Raw genomic sequence first — 25,969 nt, forward strand, 5'->3', positions numbered from 1 at the left:
CTACGCGTTATTCTTAATTGTCTCTAACGTCGTTTTATCTGTTGTTCTTACAAGCTTCGTAATTAATTCTTTCGCCGCTGCATAATCATCAACATGTAAAATTGAAGCATGTGTATGAATGTAGCGTGCACAAACACCAATTACTGCTGATGGGATACCAGAGTTACTTGTATGTACACGGCCAGCATCTGTACCACCTTGTGAAATAAAGTATTGGTACGGAATGTTGTTTGTTTCTGCTGTATCTAAAATGAATTCGCGCATTCCTCTATGTGTTACCATCGTACGATCGTAAATACGAAGAAGGGCACCTTTTCCTAATTGACCGAACTGCGTTTTGTCACCAGATGCATCGTTTGCTGGACTTGCATCAAGCGCATAGAAAATGTCTGGTTGAATCATATTTGCAGCGGTTTGCGCTCCGCGAAGACCTACTTCTTCTTGTACAGTAGCACCAGAATATAATGTATTTGGTAATGTTTCATCTTTTAATTCTTTTAACAATTCGATTGCAAGACCACATCCGTAACGGTTGTCCCAAGCTTTCGCCATAATTTTCTTCTCATTTGCCATCGGTGTGAATGGGCAAATCGGCACGATTTGTTGTCCTGGTTTTACACCAATTTCAATCGCATCTTCATAACTATCTGCACCTATATCAATTAACATATTTTTTATATCCATCGGTTTTGCACGTTGCGCGTCACTTAATAAATGAGGAGGAATAGAACCAACAACCCCAATAACAGGACCATTCTTCGTCATAACTTGTACACGCTGCGCTAATAAAACTTGGCTCCACCAGCCGCCTAACGTTTGAAAACGAAGCATTCCGTTTTTCGTAATTTGCGTAACCATGAAACCTACTTCATCCATATGACCTGCTACAAGAACACGCGGGCCAGTTTCGTCCCCTTTTTTCAGACCAAATACGCTACCTAAACCGTCTTGTACAATTTCATCCGCATATTTGCTTAATTCTTGTTTCATAAAACGGCGTACATCATGTTCAAAACCTGATGCACCTTGTAATTCTGTTAACGTACGAAATAATTGCAATGTCTCTTTATTCACGAAGTCCCCTTCTTTCAAACCTTAGTAGAATACCTCTTTTATTGTAACGAAATTTTCGAAATGTTTCTAGTTTCTTCTTTTTTAGCTGTATTTGCTTTATAATTATTATTGGTACACTATTTTTATTTTATAGAATTGAGGTGAATATATGAGCTGGAAAGGTTTAGTAGCAGGTCTTGGCGTTGGGTTCGCAGCTGGTTATCTCGTTGCAAACAAAGTACAAGAACAATCCCATATTTCTTCAGAAAAAGCATTGAAAATGGTGAAACAAGCATTAAGTCATAAAGGTGAAATTACTGGCTCTTGGGTACATATGGTTCCAGAGACATTTGAAAAATATGATGTCGCATATGAAGTTTATCGCGGCGGTCTTACAACAATGTTAGATGATATACAAGAACGATTTGAATTTTTAGTTGATGCTAAAACAGGTACTGTTTTAGAGGTTATAGCAGCATAAAACGGAGGGTTCCCATTAGGTGAACCTCTTATTTTTTTGAAATTGCGGGTATTGATTAAAATTATATCAGCGTAACTCAAATTATATCGGCGATTTTTTAAATATATCGACTTACCAACAAAACCCGACAATAAAAAAGAAGCTGCTCCAATAAATATGATGGAACAACCTCCTATTTTTATGCTTCTATACTCGTTTTCCGTTCTATTTTTTCTACGATATGACCTTCCTCATTCCACTTCACAGCGCGATAATATGCGTCATGGTAAAACGTAAACCATGCCTCTTTTTCAGCACCATACTTCATCCATTTTTGTTTATTTTCAATCGAGGTCATCGGATAATCATCGTATGCCATTACCCATAATACATTTTGATGCGCGTGCGTCGGCAAGAGATCTGCTAAATGTAGCATCGTTTCCCCTTGACTCTCCAAAATGATGACTGCATGTCCATCACTATGCCCACCCGTATGTGCCATCTTGATTTCATCTGTAATTTCTATTTCTTGCTGAAATGTAACAACTTGATCTACAATCGGTTCCCAATTTTCCTTCCAATATGTATTACGGGATCTAATATTTGGGTTCCTCATTTCATTCCACTCTGTTTCACTTACGTAAACTTTCGCATTTGGAAACGCTGGTACAAGTTGATCCCCATCCCATTTTGTTAGGCCAGATGCATGATCAAAATGAAGGTGTGTCATTAAAACATATTGAATATCTTCAGGCTTTAATCCCTGTTTTTCTAACGATTCATAAACCGATGATTCTTCTGTTACACCTTGATTTCGTTTCATCTTCTCATCCAACTTACCGTTTCCTATTCCTGAATCAATGAGCATATTTCCATCTTTCGTTTGTAAAAGTAACGGATCTGTTCGTAAGTAAATATGATTTGTGTCATTATGTTTATATTTACGTGACCAAAGTACTTTCGGCACAACACCAAACATTGCCCCTCCATCTAAATGTGTATTTCCGCCTTTTAACCACGTTACTTTTATATCTCCAATTTGTAACTGTTCCATTACACATCCCCCTTTCAATTAATCTTAACATAAAATTCTGATTATTTTAGATGTAAAAAAACCTATGCATTACTGCATAGGCTCTGTACGATATTTTGCTTCAACTCGGTAAATATGATGACCTTTACTAGAGAATTTCTCTTCGTATTCAGTCATGATGTTACCTTCAAAGTCGCTGTTATGAAGATCTAAGCTTAAGTAAGTTAGTAACATACCATACTCAGCCATACTCATAAGAGAATATTCAAATAAACCTTGGTTATCTGTTTTGAAATGAATTTCTCCGCCTTCTACTAACACTTCTTCATAATTGCGTAAAAACGTTTTATACGTTAAACGACGCTTCGTATGACGCTTCTTTGGCCATGGATCTGAGAAGTTTAAATAAACGCGATCAATCTCACCTTTTGCAAAGAAAACTGTTAAATCTTCAGCATCTTTATTAATTAACTTTAAGTTCGGCACTTCTTCTTCAATTAATTTATCAAGTGCATCTACAACAACACTTGTGAATTTTTCAATTCCAATATAATTAATATGTGGATTCGCTTTTGCCATATCATACATAAAGCGGCCACGACCTGTACCTACTTCAATATGAATTGGTTGTTCATTTCCAAATACTTCTTTCCAGTTACCAGCGCGCTCCTCTGGGTTTCCGATTACGATATGTGAATACTCGTTAATTCGATCCATTGCATATGGTTTATGTCTTAAACGCATAGATGTCTCCCTCTCTTTACAAAACTATTTTAAAGGAATAATTCCTTCTTTCTTTTTTTAATCAATCTACCAAACAAAAAACCAAGTACGTACGAGCACTCGGTCCGTTTCTTTCAAGTATAAGATGTACCATTTTGATAAAAACTACATACAGCATTAAACATTCCATGACGAAACAGCTTTTTCTCTTACATTTGAAGAGAAAAACAATCGAAAGGATGATCCGTTCATGCCAATTAATCAACAACATCAATTAGAAGTGCTGAAAGATATTTTAGTCAACCACCAAAGTGATTGCTGCGGGACAGTTTCAGAATGCGAGCAATTAGAGCGCCTCATTCAATCGTTACTCGCAAACGATAATATAAGTAGTGACGCTAAAACAATGCTAAACGATGTATATTCTTATAGTCAATCGGGTAAATCTTCCTCTAATTTGGACAACCATATTTCCAATAATCAAGAACAACTTACTCAGTGGATTGCTGGAATGGACAATTTTTCTTAAGTATTATTCTGAAGCAAGTAGTTGCTGTAAATATTGATGCCAATATTCAGCTTCTGCTTGCTGTTTTTTTGTTGTATGCCATTGAATAGACAAAATCGTTTGTGCTATCACATACCATCTCATGCGCCTAAGCAGCGATTCATCCATTTCAACATCATAAAAACCGAGCCACTCACTCCACTCCTGGCGCGGAATGTACCAATATAATAACATACCAAGGTCTAGAGCTGGGTCAGCAATTACAGCTCCATCCCAATCAATTAAAAACAACTCATCTTCATCCGACAATATCCAGTTGTTATGGTTTACATCACAATGGCATACAACGAATTCATTGTATTCAATAGCTTTTAATGAATCCATTAAATATTGAAGGCCTTGCTGAATTGTTTCATCATCCCTTATATCTCCTCTTAAAACGAGTTGCAGTTGTTGTAATAACTCTTGTGCGTGAAGCGGTTGCTTCCCAAGTCTTTGAATCATCTGTACAAGCGCTTTAGAGGAGTGAATTTTCTTCAAAAGTTTCGCAACACGTTCTAGTTTCATATCCTCTGGCTCTAACTTCTGTCCCGGAAGCCATTTTTGAGCAGAAATTACATCACCGTTCGTTACCCTTCTTGTCCAAAGTAATTTTGGAACAATTCCTTCTGCTGACAATACCGCTAAAAAGGGCGATGTATTCCGCTTTAAAAATAACTTCTGTTGTCCGTTTTGCGCAATATATGCATCGCCCGTTACTCCACCAGCCGGTACAAGACTCCACTCTTTTCCTAATAATTGTTCCAACCATTCCATATTCATTACCCGTTAACAAATCCTTATCTTTTATAGTTATGAAAAGAAAAACCGCAACATTTCTACACATGTTGTGGATTCATATATTTTACTGTAAATGAAAAGAAAAATTAGCCTCAGCCAAAAATTCTCTATTTTATTTTACAAAACCTGTCATAGAATGACAACTTATCAAAATCGTCACCTTTGTCAATTCTACATTTATTACATTCTCATCGTCAAGTAGCGATTTGTCACATTATCGTCAATATATACGTGCTAATTGGAGCGAGCCTAAGTTCCTTTCCTCTAAATGAAGAAATTGGCTCTATTTTCGCTTGCTTTTCGTCTACTATCACATGCCACGTTTCTTCTTTCGGAAGTTGCACAGTTTTAGCTTCTAAACCGCTATTAAATAAAACGACAATCTCTTTCCACGGCCCAAACGATTCTGCATGCTCTAGGTGATATGCAAGTACTTCTGTAGATGTTTGTAAAAAAGTCATATGTTTTTTTATAAGGTCTGCGTTTTGTAATCGGAATGCCCCATGCTCTTTACGAATCGCAATTAAACCTTTTATATAGTTAACGGTCTCTATTTCTTTCTCTTTTTGATCCCAATCTAATTGATTGATCTCATCATTTGCATTATAGCTATTTTCATTTCCTTTCTTCGTACGATAAAACTCTTGTCCTGCATGTAAGAAAGGAATACCTTGTGAAAGAATAACCATTGCGCTCGCTAGCAGGTGACGTTTTTTCAAAATCGCTTCTGATTCTTCATTACTGCGCACTAGTTTATCCCACATCGTCATATTATCATGACATTCTACATAGTTAATGCTTTGCGCCGGCTCTAGAAACAGCCCTGTTTCTTTCATACTTAAAAGACTTCCTGCTGCAATATACTGCAAATGATTACAGTCTACATGCCCACCAAATGCAAAACCACGCTTATTTATATGAAATGTACTCCCTTTTATCCCATCACGAAATTGATCATTAAACTGCGCCATATGCGGCATTTTCTTCGCATTATTTAACGTTGCTTTTTCCTCACGAGGAAGCGGTGTTTGTAAATCCCATCCTTCTCCTAATAACAAAGCATCTCGTTTTATGTTTCGCACTTCTTTTTCTATCATATTCATTGTATCAACATCTAAAATTCCCATTAAGTCGAATCGGAATCCATCGACATTGTATTCAGTAAGCCAATATAAAATAGACTCTACAATGAATTTCCTCATCATTTTCCGTTCAGATGCTATATCATTTCCGACTCCCGTCCCATTAGAAGGCATACCATCTTCACCATGACGAAAATAGTATCCTGGAACAAGCTTTTCAAATGATGATAGCTCTCTTTCATAAACATGATTATATACAACATCTATAATTACCCTAATGCCATGCTCATGAAATGTCTCGATCAACTGTTTACACTCTACTATCCTGTTATACGGATCAGAGGGATTTGTAGCATAAAATCCTGTTGGTGCATTGTAATATAATGGATTATACCCCCAATTATAGGCAGATGAAGGATTCGCCTCATCTACACCACCGAAACAATATAACGGTAATAGTTCAACATGTGTAACACCTAAATCTTTTATATGAGACAACCCTGTTAAAGTCCCGTTCCGTCCTGTTGTTCCCTCTTCCATCAATCCTTTATATGTTCCCTTTTGAATCACTCCACTATTTTGATGTATAGTCGCATCACGAATATGCAGTTCATACAATATGGCATCTGTCATTGATTGTAATGGTGGTAATCCTTCTCTTCTTGTTACATTCGTTTTTTCTAAATCGATAACAACACCGTGTTTTCCGTTTACCGTCACCGACTTTGCATAAGGATCTACAGCTTCGTTCCATATTAAATTAATACAAACAAGAAATGTATAGCGTGCTCCGTCTAAATCACCTTGTAATGTTTGAATCCAAACTCCGTTTTCTCCCCTGTACATTTCATGATCGGCATATTCTTTATCGCTCTTATAAATTCTTACTTTCGCAAGCCTTGCAGTTGGGGCCCATACTTTAAATGTCGTTTCTTCTTTTTGATACACAGCACCTAAATCTGTACCTTCGTAATAATACTTTTCATCGAAAATTGTTGTTCGAATAACAGCACCTATTTGTAAATCCGTTTCTTCATTCCGTTCATCTCGTACTGTATAATACTTTCCCACATCTAGCGGCTCTTCTATAAAGCACTCATACTTCGTTGCATCTGGAAGCGCAATCGTATGAGCAATCGGTAAATCTTTCACATTACTTCCTTCTTGCAAACGAAATGTCCGACTTGTTCCATACGCATGTGGGAGCAAAATTGTAATTTTATTCATTTCATCTAAATAGGCATCAAATGGACGTTTTACTTTCAACATAAAAAATCACCATCATTCTCAAAGTTAAAATAAAGTGAAACTTTAATGAGCGAGATAAAATGAGCTGCAAATGATAAGGCTTTTCTTATCAACAAGACTCTATACAGTAACTCCATTCTTCTCTATAGTATATTCACCTGCATAAAAAACGTTTTCACCATTCTATTTTTGTAATTTTATTTCAGCAATCGATTTATACTTCGGGGTTTCTTTCACGTGGGATTCGTATAAAGTAATTGTATCTGCTTGAAATGATATTTCAGGGACTTCTTTTATACTTTCTAAATGAAACTTTTCTTCTCCTATCCATTTACGAGCAACAGTAATATGCGGATGATATGGGCGTGTTTCTAGAGAAAATCCATTTTCTTCACAAATGGCATGTACTTGCTTTTGCAACTGAAACAAATCGTGATTCTCACTTACCTTCGCCCAAAAAATACGGGGCTGATCTTCTCTACCAAACGTTGAAAAACCTTGTAACGTGAACGATAGTTCTTTTGTTTTTGTAAGTGTTTGTAATCCATTCTTTATCCCTTTTAACTGTTCTTCTGTCGCACCTCCTAAAAAGGAAAGGGTAATATGATAATCTTCCTTATGTACCCACGAGCGAAATGGTAATTCCTCATTCGTATCCTCTTTATAGTTAGACAGCACTTCTTTTATATGATTTGGTAAAGTAATTGCGACAAAATAATGCCTATCCATGTACACCGTCTCCTTCTTTCTATTGTTTCTTTTCTTTCTTATCTCATTCAATTAAAAAGAAGCCGCCCTCTAAAGTAGAGAGCGGTCATTATTCATATATCGGCGATTAAAGTTTCACTTTACTTCGCTAGTTCATGAATTGCTTGCGCATAAATTGCTGTTGCTTTTAATAAGTCTTCAATTTCAATGTACTCATCTTTTTGATGCGCAAGTTCTTCTTTTCCAGGGAATAGCGGTCCAAATGCCACACCAGCTTTTAATGAGCGAGCATAAGTACCTCCGCCGATTGCTAACAATTCAGCTTTTTCACCTGTTTGTTCCTCATATACACGTTGCAACGTACGAATTAACTCGTGATCTTTATCAACGTGATGCGGACGAGAGTTAGAATAGTCTACTACTGCAAATCCATACGTACCTACATATTCTTTTAACTTTGCAATCATTTCTTCAAAGTTAGTCGTAACTGGGTAACGTACGTTTAATCCTAAATTACCACCATTCTCTTTCGTATAAGAAAGGCGACCAACATTCACTGTTAATGGACCGCTAATTTCATCTTTATAAGCAATAGTAGCTTTTTCACCAAAAATATCACCAGTAAATGTTTCTGTTGCAAATGTCGCAAATGCAGTTGCTTTTCCATCAAGTGAAACTGTAGTTAAGAAGTTTGCTAATAATAAACCTGCATTTTCTCCTTTTTCAGGAGTAGATCCGTGCGCTGAAATTCCTTCTATTTGCAACGTCACTGTATTGCCTTCTATAGTCGATTTCCCTATTTTTTTAGCAGTTTGTAAATACTCTTCATATGCTACTGTAAGTGCATTTACATCTTCTCCTGTAATAACCGCTTCTGCAAAATCAGGAACCATATTTAAACGGCGCCCTGAATCAAATGAAACAAGTTCATATGTACCTTTTTTCTCCTCACTATCATTTTGCACAACTTGTATATCAGAAATTCCTTTTTCTGCATTAATAATTGGAAAGTCTGCATCTGGTGCAAAACCGATTGTTGGCATTTCTTCGTTTTTAAAGTAGTGATCTACACATTTCCAATTGCTTTCCTCATCTGTTCCTATAATCATACGAACACGTTTTGAAAGAGGTAAGCCTAATTCTTTCACAATTTTCATCGCATAATATGCTGCCATCGTTGGGCCTTTATCGTCAATTGCACCACGTGCAAAAATCTTTCCGTCGCGAATATCCGCACTATACGCAGGAGTCGTCCAGCCATCTCCTTCTGGTACAACATCAACGTGACAAAGAATACCTACTAACTCTTCTCCTTGTCCCATTTCAAGATGACCTGCATATCCTTCTAAATTTTTAGAAGCAAAACCTTCAGCTTCTCCTTTATGTAACATGAACGATAGCGCTTTTTCTACACCTTCACCGAATGGTGCGCCTTCTTTCGCGGATTCTTCTTCCCATACACTTTTAATTTGTAAAAATTGTTGTGTATCACGAATTAAATCATCTTTTCGTTTTGCAACTTCTTCAGTCCAATTAATCGCTGACATCACGCATCCATCCTTCACTATATTATCTCTTTCATCATAGCAAACCGAAATCCCTTATGCCATACACGAAAACTAAATACCGAACAATTGTAATATTTCAGACATTTCTTATTAGTTTTTCTTTTATTTTTTCAAAAAAATTTGCAGGAATTTGGCGTTTTACGTAGAATTTTATGTGTTAGTTGACTGACCATATATACAATGTCAACTACCAATATTTTTCTATATAAATATTTGTTAAACTTTTGTAAAATTTAAGTAGATTAAAGCATGAATTTTATCATGTAGAGTACAATGGTAGTAACGACCTTCTTTCCTGAATGGGGTCAAAAAAACTAGTAGAGGAGTGGTTTTCTCTTGAAACCTACAACTACTCGTATGCTAACACGCATTAAATCAATTTATATGTACATCAATGAAAACGGAACGGTAACGACGAAAGACCTTGTAGATGAGTTCGGGATCACACCGCGAACGATACAACGTGATCTAAATGTGTTGCAGTTTAATGAACTCGTGTATAGCCCTTGCCGCGGTAAGTGGACAACAACAGGAAAGAAAGTGAGAATGACCTCATAACGAAAAATAATTGTATGTAAATAAATACATACCCCTTTCTAACTATTAGAAAGGGGTTTTTTCTGCACCTATAAAGGTACTACTTTTCAGTATCTACTTGATATGTTCTTAACATTTCTACTTCTTCATCTGTTAGCTCTCGGTATTGTCCAAGTTCTAGTTCTTCATCTAATACTAACGGACCCATCTCTGTTCTTTTTAGGTAGACTACTTTTTTCCCTACCGCTTCAAACATACGCTTCACTTGATGGAATTTTCCTTCCGTAATCACAAGCTCAATTTCAGAAATATCATCGCTTTTCAATATTGTAAGCGCACCTGGCTTTGTTTCATAGCCATCGTCTAAAATAACACCTTTAGCAAACTCTTTTACATCCTCTTCTGTTACTACTCCTGCAACGTGTGCATAATATTTTTTCGGCACATGCTTTTTCGGAGATAATAATTGATGTGATAACTTCCCATCATTTGTTATCAATAAGAAACCTTCCGTATCGATATCAAGTCGTCCAACTGGGAACGGATCAAAGATTGCATCTTCTAATTCTAATAAATCTATTACTGTTTCATGATTATCATCTTCCGTCGCTGAAATAACACCTTGTGGTTTATGCATCATTAAGTAAACAAACTCTTTGTATTCCACAACTTCACCGTGAATCATAACTTCTTGCTCTTCTACATTTACATGAACTTTCGCATCTTTTACTGGCGTTCCATCAATTTTCACAACGCCATCTTTCAATAATTTCTTTACTTCTTTTCTACTTCCATATCCCATATTCGCTAATAATTTATCTAATCTCACGTTTTTCACCTTCTTTATTTATCATAGAAAAGGGGACGTAATTACGCCCCTCTTGATTTCAACTTTATTTTAAATCTACTACCAAGCTTACGTTGAATTTTATCTAATGCTTCTCCGCCAAATACTCTTTCAAGTACTCCTGTGCGAATTGCTAACAATCCGTAAACAAGACCGCCAATACCTGCACAAATCGCAACTGTTATAAGAGCACCAATACGGCCATCAGGCGAAATCATGAAGGATAGAAGCCATTGTGATAGTTTTACAGCAACGACCATTATAAGTGTCAGTACTGCAATTTGGAATGTTCTTTTATATACAACACCGAATGAATAGTGTGCGTATTTTTTAATTTGTCGATTTGTATACCAAACAGAAGCTAAGAAACCAACTGCGGTCGCTAGAATTGCTCCTACTGTACCGAAATAACGAATAAAGATTACGTTACATACAAATTTCAAAATAACACCCATAATAAGCGCGACAATCGCATGCTTTTGCTGATTAATCCCTTGAAGAATTGCCGCTGTTACTGTAAATAAAGCAAATAACAATGCAACTGGTGCATACCACATTAATACTTGTCCACCTAATGGATCTGAGTCATAGAAAGCAGTGTAAATTGGATATGCAAGTGTTGAAATACCGATAACTGCTGGCAATGTTAAAAACATATTTGCTTGGAATGTTTGTGTAATTTGTAATTTCAAATAGCGGTATTGTTTTTCAGTAAATGATTTTGTAATTGCTGGTACAAGCGTTAAACTAAACGCTGTTGCAAGTGATACAGGAATCATAATTAATTTATGCGTCCACATTGTGAAAATACCAAGCGCTCGCTCTGCGATATCACCTTGACCAATCGCCTGCATAATTGAGTTAAATGTCAATGTATCAATTTGTTGATATAAAGGAATTGTTAACCCAATTACAACGTAAGGAATTGCATATGCGAATAACTCTTTAAACAATTGAACAGTACTTACTGTTGATTCTGGTACAGTTTGTTCAACTAAATATTGATCCAAATATTTTTTACGTTTTAACCAGTACCAAATTAACACACCGAGTGCTCCAACCGCTGAAACGAACGCAGCAAACGTCGCTACTCCAACTGCTGTTGCAACTGTACCGCCAAGTACTTTAATAACGATAAAACTACCAGCTAATAAAAAGACGATACGAATAATTTGTTCAATAATTTGTGAAACGGTAGTTGGTCCCATAGACTGGTGACCTTGGAAATAACCACGAATTAAACTCGCTGCTGGTACAACAATAAGTGCGAAACTTACAAGACGAATGATCGTCGTAACTTCTCCTACATTATTGTGTATACTTTGTTTACCAAGCATCGCTTCTGCAAACAATGGCGCCGTCATGTACAGTACTAGGAACGAAAGAACTCCTGTTACTATCATCATAACCATTCCCGAGCGGAACATTCTCCGGCTCGTTTTATAATCGCCAAGCGCATTATATTTGGAAACAAATTTTGAAACAGCAAGCGGCACACCTGCCGTTGCGATACTTAAAAAGATCGTATATGGAATGTATCCATATGTATAGAGCGTTCCGCCTTCTGTGCCTACTAATGCATGAAACGGAAAGACGTAAATCATGCCTAAGAACTTTACTAAAAATGTCCCTAGCGTAACAATAAGCGTTCCGCGCAGAAATTTCGAATCGGACATACAAAAATCCTCCTACATCTACATAAAGTGAAACTATAATTAGTTGGAGTTTTGTTCATCCCCACTAATTATTAACCCTCACCAATCGAGCGTTTACAGGCAGTATGGCTCCTACTAAATTCTTTGATCCAGCCGAATTTTACCGCCCACAAATAGCGGGATAAAGTGAAACTACAATTAGTTGGAGACTTCTCTCCTACTCCTTATTAGTTGAACCATTCGAGCATTTACAGGCTAACAGACTCCCTATTTACTTCTCCTAAATCTTGAGGTTTTAGTCTTATCGCCTACAAATAGCAGGATAGTGCTGAACTCTAACTTTTGTATTGTACCACAATTCTCTCATTAAGCAGTACTTCACTCTATTTTTCTTTTAAGGGAAAACATGCTATTCTTTTAGGCAGGAAATGTAGAAAATGAGGTCGATATATTATGCATTATGATGTTATTGTCATCGGCGGCGGTCCTTCTGGGCTAATGGCTGCAATTGGTGCTGCAGAAGAAGGCGCAAATGTCTTACTTCTTGATAAAGGAAATAAACTTGGGCGTAAACTTGCGATTTCTGGTGGCGGACGCTGCAACGTAACAAACCGTCTACCACTTGATGAAATTGTTAAACATATACCAGGAAACGGTCGCTTCTTATACAGCGCTTTTTCTATTTTTAATAATGAAGATATTATTACATTCTTCGAAAATCTCGGTGTTAAATTGAAAGAAGAAGACCACGGTCGCATGTTCCCTGTGTCAAACAAAGCGCAATCTGTTGTAGACGCACTTTTAACACGATTAAAAAACTTAGGTGTAAAAATCCGTACAAATACGCCTGTTGAAACGATTGAATATGAAAATGGTCAAACGAAAGCAGTTGTACTGCAAACAGGCGAAGTGTTAGAAACAAATCACGTCGTTATCGCTGTTGGCGGAAAATCTGTTCCTCAAACTGGTTCCACTGGAGACGGATACGCTTGGGCTGAAAAAGCAGGTCATACAATTACAGAATTATTCCCAACAGAAGTACCTATCCTGTCAAACGAGCCGTTTATACGTGATCGCTCATTACAAGGTCTTGCTTTACGTGATATAAACTTAAGCGTATTAAACCCGAAAGGAAAAGCTATCATTTCTCACAAAATGGACATGCTCTTCACTCATTTTGGCCTATCTGGTCCTGCTGCTCTTCGTTGTAGTCAATTCGTCGTGAAAGCACTGAAAAAGTTTAAAACGAACACAATACAAATGAGTATTGATGCATTGCCAGAGGAAAATAGTGAGCAATTATTTCAGCGCATGCTGAAACAAATGAAAGAAGATCCGAAAAAAGGAATTAAAAACGTTTTAAAAGGTTATGTCCCTGAACGTTACTTCCTATTCTTATTAGAAAAAAATGAAATTGACGGTAGTGAACAAGCTGGACAAGTTTCTCACGAAAAGATTCGTGCACTTGTGAAAGACTTTAAAGAGTTTACTGTGAATGTAAATGGTACGCAGTCAATTGAAAAAGCATTCGTTACTGGCGGAGGTGTATCCGTGAAAGAAATTAATCCGAAAGAAATGTCTTCTAAATTCACGAACGGCTTATATTTCTGCGGAGAAGTTCTTGATATCCACGGTTATACTGGTGGCTATAATATTACATCAGCCCTTGTTACTGGTAGAATTGCTGGAACGACAGCTGGAGAAAACGCGAAAATGCAATATTAAAAAAAGAAACAGGGATTCCTGTTTCTTTTTTTAATATTGCCATGAAATCATTATCGGCGATTCCACAGATATATCAGCGATTCTGTAATTATATCGGCGATTTTCCAAATTTATCAGCGATTCTACAACTTATATCGGCGATTTCTCAAATATATCGACTTACCGACAAGAAGCGACAAACATCTGCTCCATGTAACTTTCCATTGCTTTTTTGTTGCTTTATATACCTTAGTACCTTTATATTTTATATTGTTGAATATTTAAAAAAGGGTAAGGGGAAAACAAATGAGAAAAAAAGTCATGATGTCTTTAATGTTAATGACGTTTCTTTCTGCGGTAGAAGGAACGATTGTTAGTACAGCAATCCCTCGTATAACGAGTGATTTGTCAGGCGTCGAACTTGTTAGTTGGGTATATGCAATTTATATGCTTGCAACAGCTGTTTCGACTCCAATATACGGAAAGCTCGCTGATTTATTTGGTCGTAAAAAGGTTTTACTGATCGGGGCTACAATCTTTTTAGTCGGTTCTGCACTTTGCGGAGTCGTTACATCGATGGAACAATTAATTTTCTTCCGCGCGCTTCAAGGTATCGGTGCTGGTGCTGTTATGCCAATCACAATGACGATTATTGGAGACTTATATAGCGAAGCAAAAGACCGCGCGAAAGCACAAGGTTGGATGAGTGCCGTTTGGGGTGTATCCGGTGTTATCGGACCGTTAGTAGGTGGATTTTTAGTTGATTCCCTTTCTTGGCGTTATATCTTCTTCTTAAACGTTCCATTCGGAATTATCGCTTGCTTAATGATTGTAATTTACTACAAAGAATCTATTAAGCCCGCTAAACACCATATCGACTATCTTGGTGCGACAGTCTTCTCATTAAGTACAATCGCTCTACTATATGCATTATTAACAGGTAGCAGTAAGCAAAACTGGGGAGACATAACAATTATCGGCCTATTAATCTTCGCCGTCGTTTCATTTATTATTTTCTTATTCATCGAGAAAAAATCTCCGGAACCATTAATTCCGCTAGCACTTTTCTCTAACCGTACATTATCTACGATAAATATATTAACTCTTATTGCTGGCGCAATGATTATTAGTATTACTGTGTATCTTCCAATTTGGAGCCAGGGTGTTTTAGGAAAAAATGCAACAGAAGCTGGACTCATTTTAATGCCAATTCCTGTTATGTGGACATTTGGGGCTATGTTCTCGGGTAACTTAGTTGGTAAGTTAAAAACGAAACAAATTATTTTACTTGGAGCTAGCATCTTATCAGTTGCTACGTTCTTATTATTTACACTATCAACAAATTCACCATCGTTCCTTATTTATGTAGCAGTCGGATTATTCGGCTTAGGAATGGGGCTTGTGACACCGATTTACATGGTAACAATTCAAGCAGCCGTGCCAGCTCATACACGCGGGACAGCTGTTGGTTTAAATACATTTATTAATACATTTAGTCAAACGTTAGGTGCTGCAATATTCGGTACAATCTTTAATACGATGATTCACGCACGTGGTATTAAAAATCTTGATCTTGTATCTGGTGGACATGGCGGTACTACAGCAAACGTAGTAACCGAATCACAATCCGCATTAGCATCAAGCGTACATGTCATTTATATGAGCTCTTTCGTATTAGCAGTATTTACATTAATTATTGCTTGGCTTTTATTAAAGCCAGCTACACAAACAAGTGAGCAACAATAAAAAGGATGACCATTTTGGTCATCCTTTTTTTATTCTTCATTCTCCACAATATGTTTCAGCATGGATAATTTATTATCCCAAAAACGTTCATAATACGAGAGCCACTGTTGTAATTCTTCTAATGGTTCTGGATGCAAACGATATATCTTCTCTCTTCCGCTTTTTCTTCCACTTACTAAATTCGCTTCCGAAAGAATATGAAGGTGCTTTACAACCGCAGTACGACTCATCGGAAAATAATCCGTTATTTTGGAAATCGGTAACTCTTTGTCACTTAATAACCGTATTACTTCTCGGCGGGTTGGATCAGCAATTGCTTGAAATACATCATATTTCGCTGCTGACGAGGACACTTAGCCTTCGACAACCTTTTTCAGTTTTTCATTTACAATCGCTACCCAACCACCGCTCATTCTATCGCGAATAATAGAGCTCTTCGCATTCGCTTTCGGAAGAATTTCATCAGGATGTTTCCAGCCGCCGTGAATTAACGTAAATTCTGTTTTGTTATCTCCTAAGTCTTTCAAATTAAATGAAACAACCCAGCCATCTGTATCCCATGAGAAAGATAAATGGTTTGGCTCATCAATTTCTAACACTTTACATGGTGATGGCCCAAATGGCGATTGCACATGAAATTCATGCCCTACCTCTAATACAAAATCATTTGGCATAAACCATGACGCAATCCCTTCTGCAGTTGATACTACACTCCATACCTTTTGAAGAGACGCGTTAAAAATGATTGTTTGTTTAATAGCATTTAATGTATTTTGTTGTTCCATTTTCATTCTCCTTTACTCGGCGTTATAACATAACACCTTTTGGTTTCACTTCGATAATATAACACCTTTTGGTTTCATGTCAACGCTAATTCTTTTACTGTTGAGAAATTCTCAACATTTTTTCAACAGGACAAACACCCTCTTAGCATTTCCTCATAATATACTCACAAAGGCAATACAAAATAAAAACTTCTCTCAACATGAAACTCCATCATTCATATTGAAAGAAACGCCTTACTTATATCATGCGTACTTCGTCTCTCCTCCTTCCCTCAGGGACAATACGCGAGATATGACAAATCAGAAGGAATATGCCCACCATTTGAGTAGGTAGTTATTTCTCTTCTCCTCAACATTTCCTTAGGAGCGAAATGACTACCGACTCACTTTTTTCAAACAAAATAAAAAGGGGTTGAACGCTATGTTCTATTGCATTAACTGCTCTGATATTCACCATGAAAAACATCCGAATGATAAAGTATTTAAAAACGGTTTTTATATTGATCCATTTTTAGGTGATCGTTATCACCTTGGTATGTGTAAAGATGCCCAAAATCATGAAACAGGGGAGCCTCTTTTAACGACAAAGAAATTAGGCACACCCCAATCTATTATGAACGTATTACCGACACATGTTGTCCCAACATAAAACATAAAAAAGAGCTGGGTGAGCCAGCTCTTTTTTATGCTTTATAAACGATCATTGCTGAAAAACAATAAATTTGGTTTTCATCGTCGTTAATGGAAACACCAACTTGATACTTAATATCTACAAAGTTGCTATCATCAATCTTTTTCAAAAAAACATTTACAGCGTCTTCTAAGTCTTTTTCGTGACTTTCATCAAATACTTTCACACGAATCATGTTAACACCGTCCTAGATCGCAGCCCTCCGCCGCTTGATTATTGCCACGGTGCGTATCTATGATGCGATAAAACTTTCCATTCTCATATATATATCCGTCTTCTAACACATATTCTTTATCTTCAGTATAGACATAAAACTTACCTATCATAAATTTACTCGTATATAATTCCAAATAATTTTGTCTAAATTTAGCTACAACTTTATTTGTAATATCAATTTTTATTGTGCGCCCCACCTTCTCTCCCTCCTTTGCAAAGAACGGATTTAGGTATATTGTATTAGCGCTTTTACATTTTATGCTTAAAAATAAGTGGATATGCCTTCTTTCTTCACCTGTACTATTTTTCTAAAAAAAATCACTATAAATAAGGTCCCCAAAAAAATATAAAAAAGCACTTTATCTTATTGACTCGAATATAAATATTATGTTATTATATAAAATTTGACATTTTTACATACGTATGCTATCATTAAAAGTGGTTACCACATATGGAGGTGGATGATTTGTTTCAAATTGGTGATAAAATCGTTTATCCAATGCACGGTGCAGGAATCATTGAAGCAATTGAAGAGAAAGAAATATTAGGTACTTCACGTCAATATTGTGTGATACGCATCATTAGTAAAGATATGCAAGTAATGCTTCCGATGGATCAATTAAAAAAATCAGGTATTCGTTATATCGTTGATCGAGGTACGTTAGATGATATACTTCTTGAATTTCAAAACGGGGAGTCAGACCCATCACTCTCATGGAAACAAAGATATACAATGAATATGGAAAAAATGAAAAATGGCAATTTACAAGATAGCGCAGAAGTTGTTCGGGATTTACTTCGCCGCAATAAAGAGAGAGCATTAAATGCGAGCGAAAAACAAATGCTAGATAATGCACGAAAAATGATGATTAGCGAAGTCGCGCTCGTACAAAATGTTACTGAACATCAAGCAACAGAATTTCTTCAAGATACAATTAATCACTAAATTTAAAATAGCTGGCCGCTATTTTTTTGTAAAAAAGGACGAAGAGTTTTATCTCTTCGTCCTTTTATATTACCCACGTCCAGCTTGAAACGATGGATATAACGTCATTCCACCATCTGCAAATAGCGTAATTCCCGTTACATAACTCGCCTCTGAAGAAGCGAGCCAAGTTGCTACTGCTGCGATTTCTTCAGGGTTTCCAATGTAGCCCATCGGTATCATACTTTCTACGTCAGCTCGCTGTTTTGGATCAGCAAACTTTTCTGCATTGATCGGCGTATTAATTGCACCTGGTCCTATATTATTTACTCGAATACCTTTTGGCGCATATTCTAGCGCTAACGTTTCTGTCATCAGTTTAATACCACCCTTACTCGCTGCATAGTGCACGAATAGTGGCCACGGAATTTTCTCATGAACACTAGACATATTAATGACAGACCCTTTAATGTCATGTTCTACAAAATATTTAATCGCTTCACGACTTCCTAAAAAAGCACCTGTTAAATTTGTATTAATTACCTTATTCCAATCTTCAAGTGGCATTTCATGCGATGGTACTGCATTTTCTATCCCTGCATTATTAATCATAACGTCAAGCGTACCAAATTCTTTCACAGCAGATTGAATGAGATTCACAACATCTGATTCGACGGTTACATCACCTTTTACAGCAATCGCTTCTCCGCCTATCTTTTTAATTTCTTCTAACACATCATTTGCTTCTGATTCTCGTGAGCGATAATTAATAACCACTTTCGCTTTTTCCTTAGCAAACCTTACTCCCATCGCCCTACCAAGACCAGTTGCTGATCCTGTAATAACGACCACTTTTCCTTCTAAATCACTATACATTTCAATACCTCCTTTAACTTTTTGCTATACCTAACATAATTCCGGCTGCGATAATAAAAACGATACCGACAACAATACCCGTTAATTGGCGTTTCGTTTTCTTTTCACCTAATATAAGGATCCCACCAAGCGTGGAAATAATAATTCCCATTTGCGATAGCGAGAAACTTGTTGCTACTCCAACACGCGGCTGCGAAATGAATAAAAACATATTTCCAGCTGCCCAAATTAATCCTGGAATAATATTTCGAATTGCATATTTATTAAATGGATGATGTTTAAAGGTAAGCAAAATCCCACCTAACACCATACCAACTGCTTGTGGCAACAAAGCTGACCAACCATCTACGTTAAATAGTCTAATCACTACTACGTAAACTAAATAGCCGACTGTTGAAATTAATAAAATTACGATACCTCTTTTAAAATTTGCTGCTTGCTCTGCATTCTTTTCTTCTTCACTTTGAAGTGATGTTAAAATAACACCGACAATAATACAAACAAGCGCTAAAATCCCAAGGACGACCGATATTGTCGTGGACCATTCATGAAATACGATAACGCCAAATAAAGTCGTCGCAACTAATTGAAGTCCTGTTGAAATTGGCATCGTCCTCGAAACGCCCATTAAATCAATACTTTTCAATTGATTCGCCTGACCAAGCGCCCAAAATAAACCTGACACAACTCCAACCCCAATCACAGTAGGTGTTAATACTGGCTTCATAAAAATATAAACAACAATTGAGAAAATAAGTGCTCCAAACGTTGTTCCAAGCGTTTGACTATACGGTCCCCCGCCCAGTTTTACGTTAAATAACACAATACTCCCCCAAAATATAGCTGGTAAAATTGCTAAAAATATATCCATCGCCCATTACCTTTCTCTGTAAAATGTTATAAATTGAAACTTTAATCATCCCGCAAATAGCGAAATAAGTTACCGCTCTCAATCATTAGAATGAGCTTTCATTTTTTCTTTTTTGCGAGCACAAATCTTTTCTACAACATCATTAGAAACATTTTTTTCTCGCTCCACATTTTTTACCTTTATATGATTTAAATAATCCTCTAAAGTAAGTGTAACTTTGTCATTTGGCGGATTATGCGCCCCTTGAAATGTAAGAAATTGTAGCGTCACTTCAAATCTAGGTACAAATTCATCTTTCCTGCCGAGACGCTTTATATTTATAACTGCATCACATTCATATTGATCTTCTGTCACTTGTCTAATAACCGAATAGTACCTATTCAATAACGCACTCTCTAAAAGCTGTTCTCTTGATTCTTTCGCGAAAGAATCGCTTGGAGAAGAGAAAAAGATAGAACATATCGCTGTAATAATTACACATATTTTTTTCATAACGTCCTCCTTATCCTATAAGTTAGTGTTCTCAAAAACGCCATAAAAAAACGACTTCCCCTACTTAGGAAAGTCGTTTTAATGAATCCAATATTAACCACCACTCACTGGTGGTATAAGTGCAACCACATCACCATCTTGGACCCTGTCATCTTCATTTGCGTATTCTTCATTAATCGCAACCATAATTGGCTCTGAAACTGGTACATTATATTCTTTCGCAACAACATCTTTTAACTCTGCAACTGTAATATTTTCTTTCTCTATTTGTAATTCACTTGTCCCTGCTTCTTCTTGCAAGTGCGCAAATAACAATACTCTAATCATACTTATAGCTCCTTCCCAGGCTCTCCCGCCGGATATGGTGTTTTTTCTAATTGATCACCAATCCATGAGTCACCATCTTCCCAAAACTCCTTTTTCCAAATCGGAACAATTTGTTTTATGCGTTCCATAATATATTCGTTTGCTTCATAAGCCGCTTTACGGTGTGGTGTTGAAACAGCAACAACAACCGCTATATCAGAAATTTGCAACGTACCGATGCGATGTGTAATCGCAACATATGTACCCGGCCATTTCTCTTTCACTTCCAGACCAATTTTCTCTAGCATCTTTTCTGCCATCGTCTTATAAGCAACATACTCTAAGTATAATGTACGACGCCCTTTCGTAAACTCTCTAACCGTTCCAATAAATGTTGTAACAGCACCGCATTCACGTCGAATCACTTTCTTCGTTACCTCTTCAATCGAGATTTCTGTATCAATTACTTCATAATATGTATTTGTCATTTCGCACTCCTAACCGTTTGTAAAAACCAGTCTATGTACAACTCTTCTTCTGTTATATGAAATACTTTATATTCTTCTCGTATATTTACCGGGACATCATACCACGTAATAATCGCCACTATATTTTCCACTTTATGTAAAAGCCCAGCATCTTCCGCAGAACGAAGTAACACTACTTTCGGGTAGTTTTCTTTTTTATAGCCCTCTATTAAAATTGTATCCACTTCAAAAAACTCATATAAGCGAATAATTTCTTGCAAGGACCATTTCTTTTTTAGTGAAGAAAGTGAAAGCAATCCAGCACCTTCTACACTACTTACGACGGCACCAGCTTTACGGTGTCTTTCGCTATCTTTTTGCGCTACTTCTGGAAAACCTCCGTGCCCGTGATGTTTAATTGTAGCAACTTTCATTTCACTTTCAGCTAACACATGCACAATTTTCTCTACAAGTGTCGTTTTTCCGCTATTTTGATATCCTACTATTTGTAAGATTGAAGGGGCTTTGCCCATGGCCAATCACATCCCTCAGAGTGCTCTAACAATAATACGGATACTTTCATCCCAGTCTCAAATCCTCTCGTTCCTCCAGGTAACACGATAAAAGCATTCGCATCTGCAAGTGAAGATACCGCACTCGATTTATCTAAACCAACCGGCATCGCTTGTAACGCCCCGTCCACAATTGTTACGTTCGCTCTTACGAAACGAGTAAATGGATTTGGCTTTGAAAAATCCTTTTGTAAAATAGCATCCGCTCTATATACGTGAGGTTCCTTCGCATACAAATATGTTTTTATAATTGGTTGCACAAATAATTCAAAGCCTACATAACAAGCAGACGGATTTCCTGATAAACCGAAAAGTAACTTCCCATCAACTTCAGCTACTGTCGTTACACTTCCCGGTCTCATCGCTATTTTATTAAAGAGTACATTCGCCTGTAACCTTTCATAAATAGCTGGTAAGTAGTCATAATCTCCTACTGATACACCGCCTGTTGTAATTAAAATGTCGACCTCATCCATCGCTAATTGAACAGCTGTAAAACATGCATCTAGCTCATCGGCGAGTTGACCATAATAACGAACTTTCCCGCCAGCTTTCATAATTTGAGCTGCGATCATATACGAGTTACTATTTCTAATTTTCCCCGGCTGTAACGGCTCATGTACTTCTAGTAATTCACTTCCTGTCGTTACAATACCGACAACAGGCTGTTTTACAACTTTCACAGTGCTATATCCAAACGTTGCTAGTAAGGCCGCAACACCTGGATTAATTGCAACACCTTTCTTAACGAGAACTTGATTTTGTTTTATGTCTTCTCCTTTAAACGACACATTGTCACCGTTATTAAACGGGCGTTTTAACTTCATATATGTTTTCCCGTTCTTCTCAAACCCTTCTGTCAGCTCGAGCATTACGACTGCATTACATTCTTCTGGAATAGCTGCTCCTGTCATAATACGAATCGCTTTAAAAGCTCCTACTTCTTCTAAAAAAACAGAACCCGCCCCGATTTCTCCTATTACTTCAAATTCAACTGGATTCTCTTGAGTTGCTCCTTTCGTATCTTCTGCTCGAATGGCGAAACCATCGTAAGGGGAACGATCAAAATGAGGAACGTCATGATCTGAGACAACATCTTCCCCGAGAATTCTCCCGTAACTTTCCGTAATAGAAATTTCTTCTACTTCACCATGCTTCGCATATTTCATTACCCGTTCTACTGCCTCAGCAACTTGAATTGGAATTCGTTTTTCTACCATCGTTTCTCACCTCATATTTGCAATTTTTTTTATCTCGATTAAACTTTATGTATTCAATAGAAATTACTTCAAGGAGGAATTCCATGTCTTCATTTACACATTTTAATGACCAAGGACGCGCAAAAATGGTTGATATAAGCGACAAAAAAACAACCGTTCGAACAGCAATTGCGTGCTCTAGCATTGTCGTTACGAAAGAAATTTACGATAAAATCTCTCACAATGAAATTGGGAAAGGTGACGTATTAGCAGTTGCGCAAATCGCAGGCATTATGGCTGCGAAACGAACTTCTGATATTATCCCAATGTGCCATCCTTTATTATTAAAAGGTGTTGACGTTTCTTTCGATTGGAAACAATCAGAAGAACAATATCGTTTACTCATTGAAGTAAAAGTTAAAACAGAAGGTAGCACCGGTGTTGAAATGGAAGCTTTAACAGCTGCTTCCGCTACCGCTCTTACTGTGTATGATATGTGTAAAGCTATCGATAAAGGTATGATTATCGGCGAAACGTACTTACTTGAAAAAACAGGTGGAAAAAGTGGAGATTATACGAGAAATTCATAATCCTCTCTCCGTTGAACCTAAAGGATTTCCTTTAGGTTCAACCTATATATCTTGCATATAAACTTTTCGCTACATTCATATCATTCGTCCCATGAATAAACGCCCTGCCATCTGTAAATAAAACAAAACGATATTCTTCTACCGGAAATGATAATAAATAAGGTGTCGCCTTTATCTCTACGCTTCTTTGTAAGCGCTTTTTAATTTCTTCTAAATTAAAATTCTTCCGCACACCCGGGCGAATTTGTACTGTATTTCGCCCACATAACACTTCTGTTTTTGTTTGTGCTTCAAATGTTAAACTCGGATATGTACGTAACCTTCCGCAAGATAAACAAGTATCTTTTTTCTGCCTATTCACTTTAAATGCCATCTGTTGATTATTCCAAAGATCAAACGATAACATCGTTTCACGAAGCGCCCCAAAGTCTTCTACTAATATTTTCAGCGCTTCCGTAATTTGATGCGCAACTACTAATTGTACTGCCGGTTGTATAATACCAGCTGTGTCACATGTTGCTCCGCTCGCCGGATGCTCCATTAAACAGCGAAAACACGGTGTTTTCCCTGGTAAAATTGTATACGTTACTCCGTAACTCCCGACGCAACCACCATATATCCATGGAATATTATACTTTTGTGAAATATCATTAATGAGAAGACGCGTTTCAAAATTATCTGTCGCATCTAATATTAAATCTACATCACGCACTAACTCTTCCATTTCTTGCACCGTTACATCCGTCACAACCGGATTTATTTCCACCTCAGAATTAATCGATTGTAAATGTTCTGCAGCCGCTATCGCCTTCGGTTTATACTGCTTTGCATCTTCTTCCGTATATAGTTGTTGTCTTTGTAAATTACTCCATTCTACATAATCCCGATCAGCAATCGTTACTTTTCCAACCCCTGCTCTAACAATCGCTTCTGCATTTGCCGCACCGAGAGCACCAGCACCAATAATAAGCACATGCTTCTCTCTTATTTTTCTCTGTCCTTCTTCTCCAACACCAGAAAATAATATTTGTCTTGAATATCGCTCCTGCATGCGATAGCCCCCTTTCTTATCCTCCTATATAAGACATTTCGATTTTCGGACGATTTTTTGCACTTTCTTCTGTCCGTTCATCCGAATACCTATCTTTTCTATTCATCCATACATCTTGTATAACACTTAATAACTCCTCATCCGAAAGATTTCCTCTAAGAAGTTCTCTTACATTCAAACCCTCTGTCGCAAATAAGCACGTATAAAACTTTCCATCTGCCGAAATTCTCGCCCTCGTACAAGAGGCACAAAATGACTCAGAAACAGATGTAATAAAACCAACTTCAACATTTGTTCCAACGTACCGATATCGCTTTGCAACTTCACCAAAGTAATGGGCTTCAGCTGGCTCAAGCGGATACACCTTATGAATCATCTCAATCAATTCTCGTTTTGTAACGACTTGATCAAAATTCCACCCATTTGTACTACCAACATCCATAAACTCAATAAACCTAAGCGTGATTCCTTGCTCTTTAAAATACGCAGCCATCGGTAGTACTTGATGATCGTTCATCCCTTTTTTCACAACCATATTTACCTTTACTTCCAAGCCCGCCTCTTTAGCTGCTATAATTCCCTTAATTACCGGTTTCGTATTAATATTTCGACCATTAATATTCTTAAATATGTCATCATCTATCGCATCTAAACTAACATTCACTCTATGTAATCCAGCTTCTTTTAATGCCTTCGCTTGTTTCGTTAAATGAATAGCATTTGTCGTTAACCCTATATCTATTAGCCCATCAATTTTCACAAGACGTGCAATAAGTTTTGTTAAATCTTTACGAAGCAGTGGCTCACCGCCAGTAAGTCTAATTTTCCGTACACCGATGCTAACAAATAATTTTGCCAAACGCTCAATTTCATCAAAAGTTAGTAAAAACTCGTCTTTCAAAAAAGCATATTCTGGCCCAAATATTTCCGCTGGCATACAATATGTACATCTAAAATTGCAACGATCAATGACAGATATACGTAAATCTTGAAGTGGGCGTCCAAAAAAATCTTTAACCATCTCCTGCATCGCCACCCTCCCTTTCTGCCAAATTTCTTTCTTTTCATTCTATTATAATATATTTTCGAACTGCGATGTTTTTGCTCAAGTGAATAAAGTGAAACTTTAAATAATTAGAGGGTATCCACTTCCCCTGGTTAACGAGGTTTACTTACAAATACAAGGATAAAAAACCTTGAAACATAAAAGTTTCAA

At 37.0% G+C, this 25,969-nt stretch carries 30 protein-coding genes; 8 read left to right on the forward strand and 22 right to left on the reverse strand.

The genetic code is table 11. The features are described from left to right. On the reverse strand, positions 1-1,074 hold the full coding sequence (locus tag MHH27_RS24440; RefSeq protein ID WP_001031517.1) for a M42 family metallopeptidase: 1,074 nt from the start codon (positions 1,072-1,074) through the stop codon (positions 1-3). A 148-nt stretch (positions 1,075-1,222) separates the two neighbouring features. Here MHH27_RS24440 and MHH27_RS24445 point away from each other — a divergent pair, with 148 nt between their 5' ends. Then, complete coding sequence (locus tag MHH27_RS24445; RefSeq protein WP_000118541.1) at positions 1,223-1,534, forward strand: PepSY domain-containing protein; 312 nt, start codon at positions 1,223-1,225, stop codon at positions 1,532-1,534. A 178-nt stretch (positions 1,535-1,712) separates the two neighbouring features. Here MHH27_RS24445 and MHH27_RS24450 read toward each other — a convergent pair whose 3' ends face one another. After that, entirely contained in the window at positions 1,713-2,567 is an 855-nt protein-coding gene (locus tag MHH27_RS24450) for a YtnP family quorum-quenching lactonase (protein WP_065229454.1), read from the reverse strand. A gap of 69 nt (positions 2,568-2,636) precedes the next feature. After that, on the reverse strand, positions 2,637-3,290 hold the full coding sequence (gene trmB, locus MHH27_RS24455) for a tRNA (guanosine(46)-N7)-methyltransferase TrmB (RefSeq protein ID WP_340944397.1): 654 nt from the start codon (positions 3,288-3,290) through the stop codon (positions 2,637-2,639). A 229-nt stretch (positions 3,291-3,519) separates the two neighbouring features. Here trmB and MHH27_RS24460 point away from each other — a divergent pair, with 229 nt between their 5' ends. Continuing rightward, complete coding sequence (locus tag MHH27_RS24460) at positions 3,520-3,798, forward strand: YtzH-like family protein (protein ID WP_001122235.1); 279 nt, start codon at positions 3,520-3,522, stop codon at positions 3,796-3,798. Positions 3,799-3,801: 3 nt separating this feature from the next. Here the strand turns inward: MHH27_RS24460 and MHH27_RS24465 are convergent, their stop codons facing one another. From MHH27_RS24465 to pepV, 4 genes are all read right to left on the reverse strand, one after another. Then, complete coding sequence (locus MHH27_RS24465) at positions 3,802-4,599, reverse strand: phosphotransferase family protein (RefSeq protein WP_340944399.1); 798 nt, start codon at positions 4,597-4,599, stop codon at positions 3,802-3,804. A 227-nt stretch (positions 4,600-4,826) separates the two neighbouring features. Next, positions 4,827-6,968 carry a type I pullulanase gene (gene pulA / locus MHH27_RS24470; protein WP_072940376.1) on the reverse strand — a complete coding sequence of 714 codons (2,142 nt, stop codon included), beginning with the start codon at positions 6,966-6,968 and terminating at the stop codon, positions 4,827-4,829. 162 nt (positions 6,969-7,130) lie between these two features. Continuing rightward, positions 7,131-7,676 carry an RNA 2',3'-cyclic phosphodiesterase gene (thpR, locus tag MHH27_RS24475; protein ID WP_000373841.1) on the reverse strand — a complete coding sequence of 182 codons (546 nt, stop codon included), beginning with the start codon at positions 7,674-7,676 and terminating at the stop codon, positions 7,131-7,133. 119 nt (positions 7,677-7,795) lie between these two features. Then, a complete protein-coding gene (gene pepV, locus MHH27_RS24480) occupies positions 7,796-9,202 on the reverse strand; it encodes a dipeptidase PepV (protein WP_001274229.1) in 1,407 nt (468 codons plus the stop codon). Between the two features lie 357 nt (positions 9,203-9,559). On the opposite strand from pepV, the gene MHH27_RS24485 reads away from it, so the two are divergent. After that, positions 9,560-9,781 carry a DeoR family transcriptional regulator gene (locus MHH27_RS24485; protein WP_000805512.1) on the forward strand — a complete coding sequence of 74 codons (222 nt, stop codon included), beginning with the start codon at positions 9,560-9,562 and terminating at the stop codon, positions 9,779-9,781. A 79-nt stretch (positions 9,782-9,860) separates the two neighbouring features. On the opposite strand, the gene MHH27_RS24490 is transcribed toward MHH27_RS24485, so the two are convergent. Continuing rightward, a complete protein-coding gene (locus MHH27_RS24490) occupies positions 9,861-10,589 on the reverse strand; it encodes a pseudouridine synthase (protein WP_001234948.1) in 729 nt (242 codons plus the stop codon). A gap of 41 nt (positions 10,590-10,630) precedes the next feature. Then, entirely contained in the window at positions 10,631-12,283 is a 1,653-nt protein-coding gene (locus tag MHH27_RS24495; protein WP_097821782.1) for a putative polysaccharide biosynthesis protein, read from the reverse strand. Between the two features lie 432 nt (positions 12,284-12,715). Between MHH27_RS24495 and MHH27_RS24500 the strand changes: the two genes are divergently transcribed. Continuing rightward, positions 12,716-13,987 carry a BaiN/RdsA family NAD(P)/FAD-dependent oxidoreductase gene (locus MHH27_RS24500; RefSeq protein WP_025118400.1) on the forward strand — a complete coding sequence of 424 codons (1,272 nt, stop codon included), beginning with the start codon at positions 12,716-12,718 and terminating at the stop codon, positions 13,985-13,987. A gap of 285 nt (positions 13,988-14,272) precedes the next feature. Then, complete coding sequence (locus tag MHH27_RS24505) at positions 14,273-15,712, forward strand: MDR family MFS transporter (protein ID WP_340944403.1); 1,440 nt, start codon at positions 14,273-14,275, stop codon at positions 15,710-15,712. Between the two features lie 29 nt (positions 15,713-15,741). Here the strand turns inward: MHH27_RS24505 and MHH27_RS24510 are convergent, their stop codons facing one another. Both MHH27_RS24510 and MHH27_RS24515 read right to left on the reverse strand, forming a co-directional pair. Continuing rightward, positions 15,742-16,065, reverse strand: coding sequence for an ArsR/SmtB family transcription factor (locus MHH27_RS24510; protein WP_016512230.1), 324 nt, complete (start codon positions 16,063-16,065; stop codon positions 15,742-15,744). Beyond that, positions 16,066-16,497 carry an SRPBCC family protein gene (locus MHH27_RS24515; RefSeq protein WP_098236258.1) on the reverse strand — a complete coding sequence of 144 codons (432 nt, stop codon included), beginning with the start codon at positions 16,495-16,497 and terminating at the stop codon, positions 16,066-16,068. It lies immediately after the preceding gene. A 421-nt stretch (positions 16,498-16,918) separates the two neighbouring features. Here MHH27_RS24515 and MHH27_RS24520 point away from each other — a divergent pair, with 421 nt between their 5' ends. After that, positions 16,919-17,146: a DUF3973 domain-containing protein gene (locus MHH27_RS24520; protein WP_000498988.1), complete on the forward strand. Its 228-nt coding sequence runs from the start codon at positions 16,919-16,921 to the stop codon at positions 17,144-17,146. A gap of 34 nt (positions 17,147-17,180) precedes the next feature. On the opposite strand, the gene MHH27_RS24525 is transcribed toward MHH27_RS24520, so the two are convergent. Next, the gene (locus MHH27_RS24525) at positions 17,181-17,363 is read right to left on the reverse strand and encodes a sporulation protein Cse60 (RefSeq protein ID WP_000621751.1); all 183 of its coding nucleotides are present in this window, start codon (positions 17,361-17,363) and stop codon (positions 17,181-17,183) included. Between the two features lies 1 nt (position 17,364). Further along, positions 17,365-17,601: a DUF2553 family protein gene (locus tag MHH27_RS24530; protein ID WP_000533806.1), complete on the reverse strand. Its 237-nt coding sequence runs from the start codon at positions 17,599-17,601 to the stop codon at positions 17,365-17,367. Between the two features lie 254 nt (positions 17,602-17,855). Here MHH27_RS24530 and MHH27_RS24535 point away from each other — a divergent pair, with 254 nt between their 5' ends. Further along, a complete protein-coding gene (locus tag MHH27_RS24535; RefSeq protein ID WP_000451442.1) occupies positions 17,856-18,350 on the forward strand; it encodes a CarD family transcriptional regulator in 495 nt (164 codons plus the stop codon). 69 nt (positions 18,351-18,419) lie between these two features. On the opposite strand, the gene MHH27_RS24540 is transcribed toward MHH27_RS24535, so the two are convergent. The 7 genes from MHH27_RS24540 to MHH27_RS24570 all read right to left on the reverse strand — a co-directional run bounded on the left by MHH27_RS24540 (position 18,420) and on the right by MHH27_RS24570 (position 23,133). Further along, the gene (locus tag MHH27_RS24540) at positions 18,420-19,205 is read right to left on the reverse strand and encodes a glucose 1-dehydrogenase (RefSeq protein WP_075716896.1); all 786 of its coding nucleotides are present in this window, start codon (positions 19,203-19,205) and stop codon (positions 18,420-18,422) included. A gap of 13 nt (positions 19,206-19,218) precedes the next feature. After that, entirely contained in the window at positions 19,219-20,076 is an 858-nt protein-coding gene (gene glcU, locus MHH27_RS24545; protein WP_110497813.1) for a glucose uptake protein GlcU, read from the reverse strand. Positions 20,077-20,154: 78 nt separating this feature from the next. Then, positions 20,155-20,568 carry a DUF3888 domain-containing protein gene (locus MHH27_RS24550; RefSeq protein ID WP_097946338.1) on the reverse strand — a complete coding sequence of 138 codons (414 nt, stop codon included), beginning with the start codon at positions 20,566-20,568 and terminating at the stop codon, positions 20,155-20,157. Positions 20,569-20,661: 93 nt separating this feature from the next. Further along, positions 20,662-20,895, reverse strand: coding sequence for a molybdopterin converting factor subunit 1 (gene moaD / locus MHH27_RS24555; protein ID WP_000621772.1), 234 nt, complete (start codon positions 20,893-20,895; stop codon positions 20,662-20,664). A 2-nt stretch (positions 20,896-20,897) separates the two neighbouring features. Next, positions 20,898-21,362, reverse strand: coding sequence for a molybdopterin synthase catalytic subunit MoaE (gene moaE, locus MHH27_RS24560; RefSeq protein ID WP_000185943.1), 465 nt, complete (start codon positions 21,360-21,362; stop codon positions 20,898-20,900). Next, positions 21,359-21,874: a molybdopterin-guanine dinucleotide biosynthesis protein B gene (gene mobB / locus MHH27_RS24565; RefSeq protein ID WP_340944414.1), complete on the reverse strand. Its 516-nt coding sequence runs from the start codon at positions 21,872-21,874 to the stop codon at positions 21,359-21,361. Before mobB ends, moaE begins: the two co-directional genes overlap by 4 nt. Beyond that, a complete protein-coding gene (locus MHH27_RS24570; protein WP_097946342.1) occupies positions 21,844-23,133 on the reverse strand; it encodes a molybdopterin molybdotransferase MoeA in 1,290 nt (429 codons plus the stop codon). Before MHH27_RS24570 ends, mobB begins: the two co-directional genes overlap by 31 nt. 83 nt (positions 23,134-23,216) lie before the next feature. Here MHH27_RS24570 and moaC point away from each other — a divergent pair, with 83 nt between their 5' ends. Next, the gene (gene moaC / locus MHH27_RS24575; RefSeq protein WP_048558777.1) at positions 23,217-23,702 is read left to right on the forward strand and encodes a cyclic pyranopterin monophosphate synthase MoaC; all 486 of its coding nucleotides are present in this window, start codon (positions 23,217-23,219) and stop codon (positions 23,700-23,702) included. 37 nt (positions 23,703-23,739) lie between these two features. Here moaC and MHH27_RS24580 read toward each other — a convergent pair whose 3' ends face one another. Together MHH27_RS24580 and moaA are read right to left on the reverse strand one after the other, a co-directional pair. Continuing rightward, a complete protein-coding gene (locus MHH27_RS24580; protein ID WP_075716899.1) occupies positions 23,740-24,753 on the reverse strand; it encodes a molybdopterin-synthase adenylyltransferase MoeB in 1,014 nt (337 codons plus the stop codon). Between the two features lie 16 nt (positions 24,754-24,769). Next, on the reverse strand, positions 24,770-25,783 hold the full coding sequence (gene moaA / locus MHH27_RS24585) for a GTP 3',8-cyclase MoaA (RefSeq protein WP_075716900.1): 1,014 nt from the start codon (positions 25,781-25,783) through the stop codon (positions 24,770-24,772). Between the last annotated feature and the right edge of the window lie 186 nt (positions 25,784-25,969).

It is taken from the genome of Bacillus sp. FSL L8-0152 (genome assembly GCF_038006365.1).
GTDB lineage: Bacteria > Bacillota > Bacilli > Bacillales > Bacillaceae_G > Bacillus_A > Bacillus_A cereus.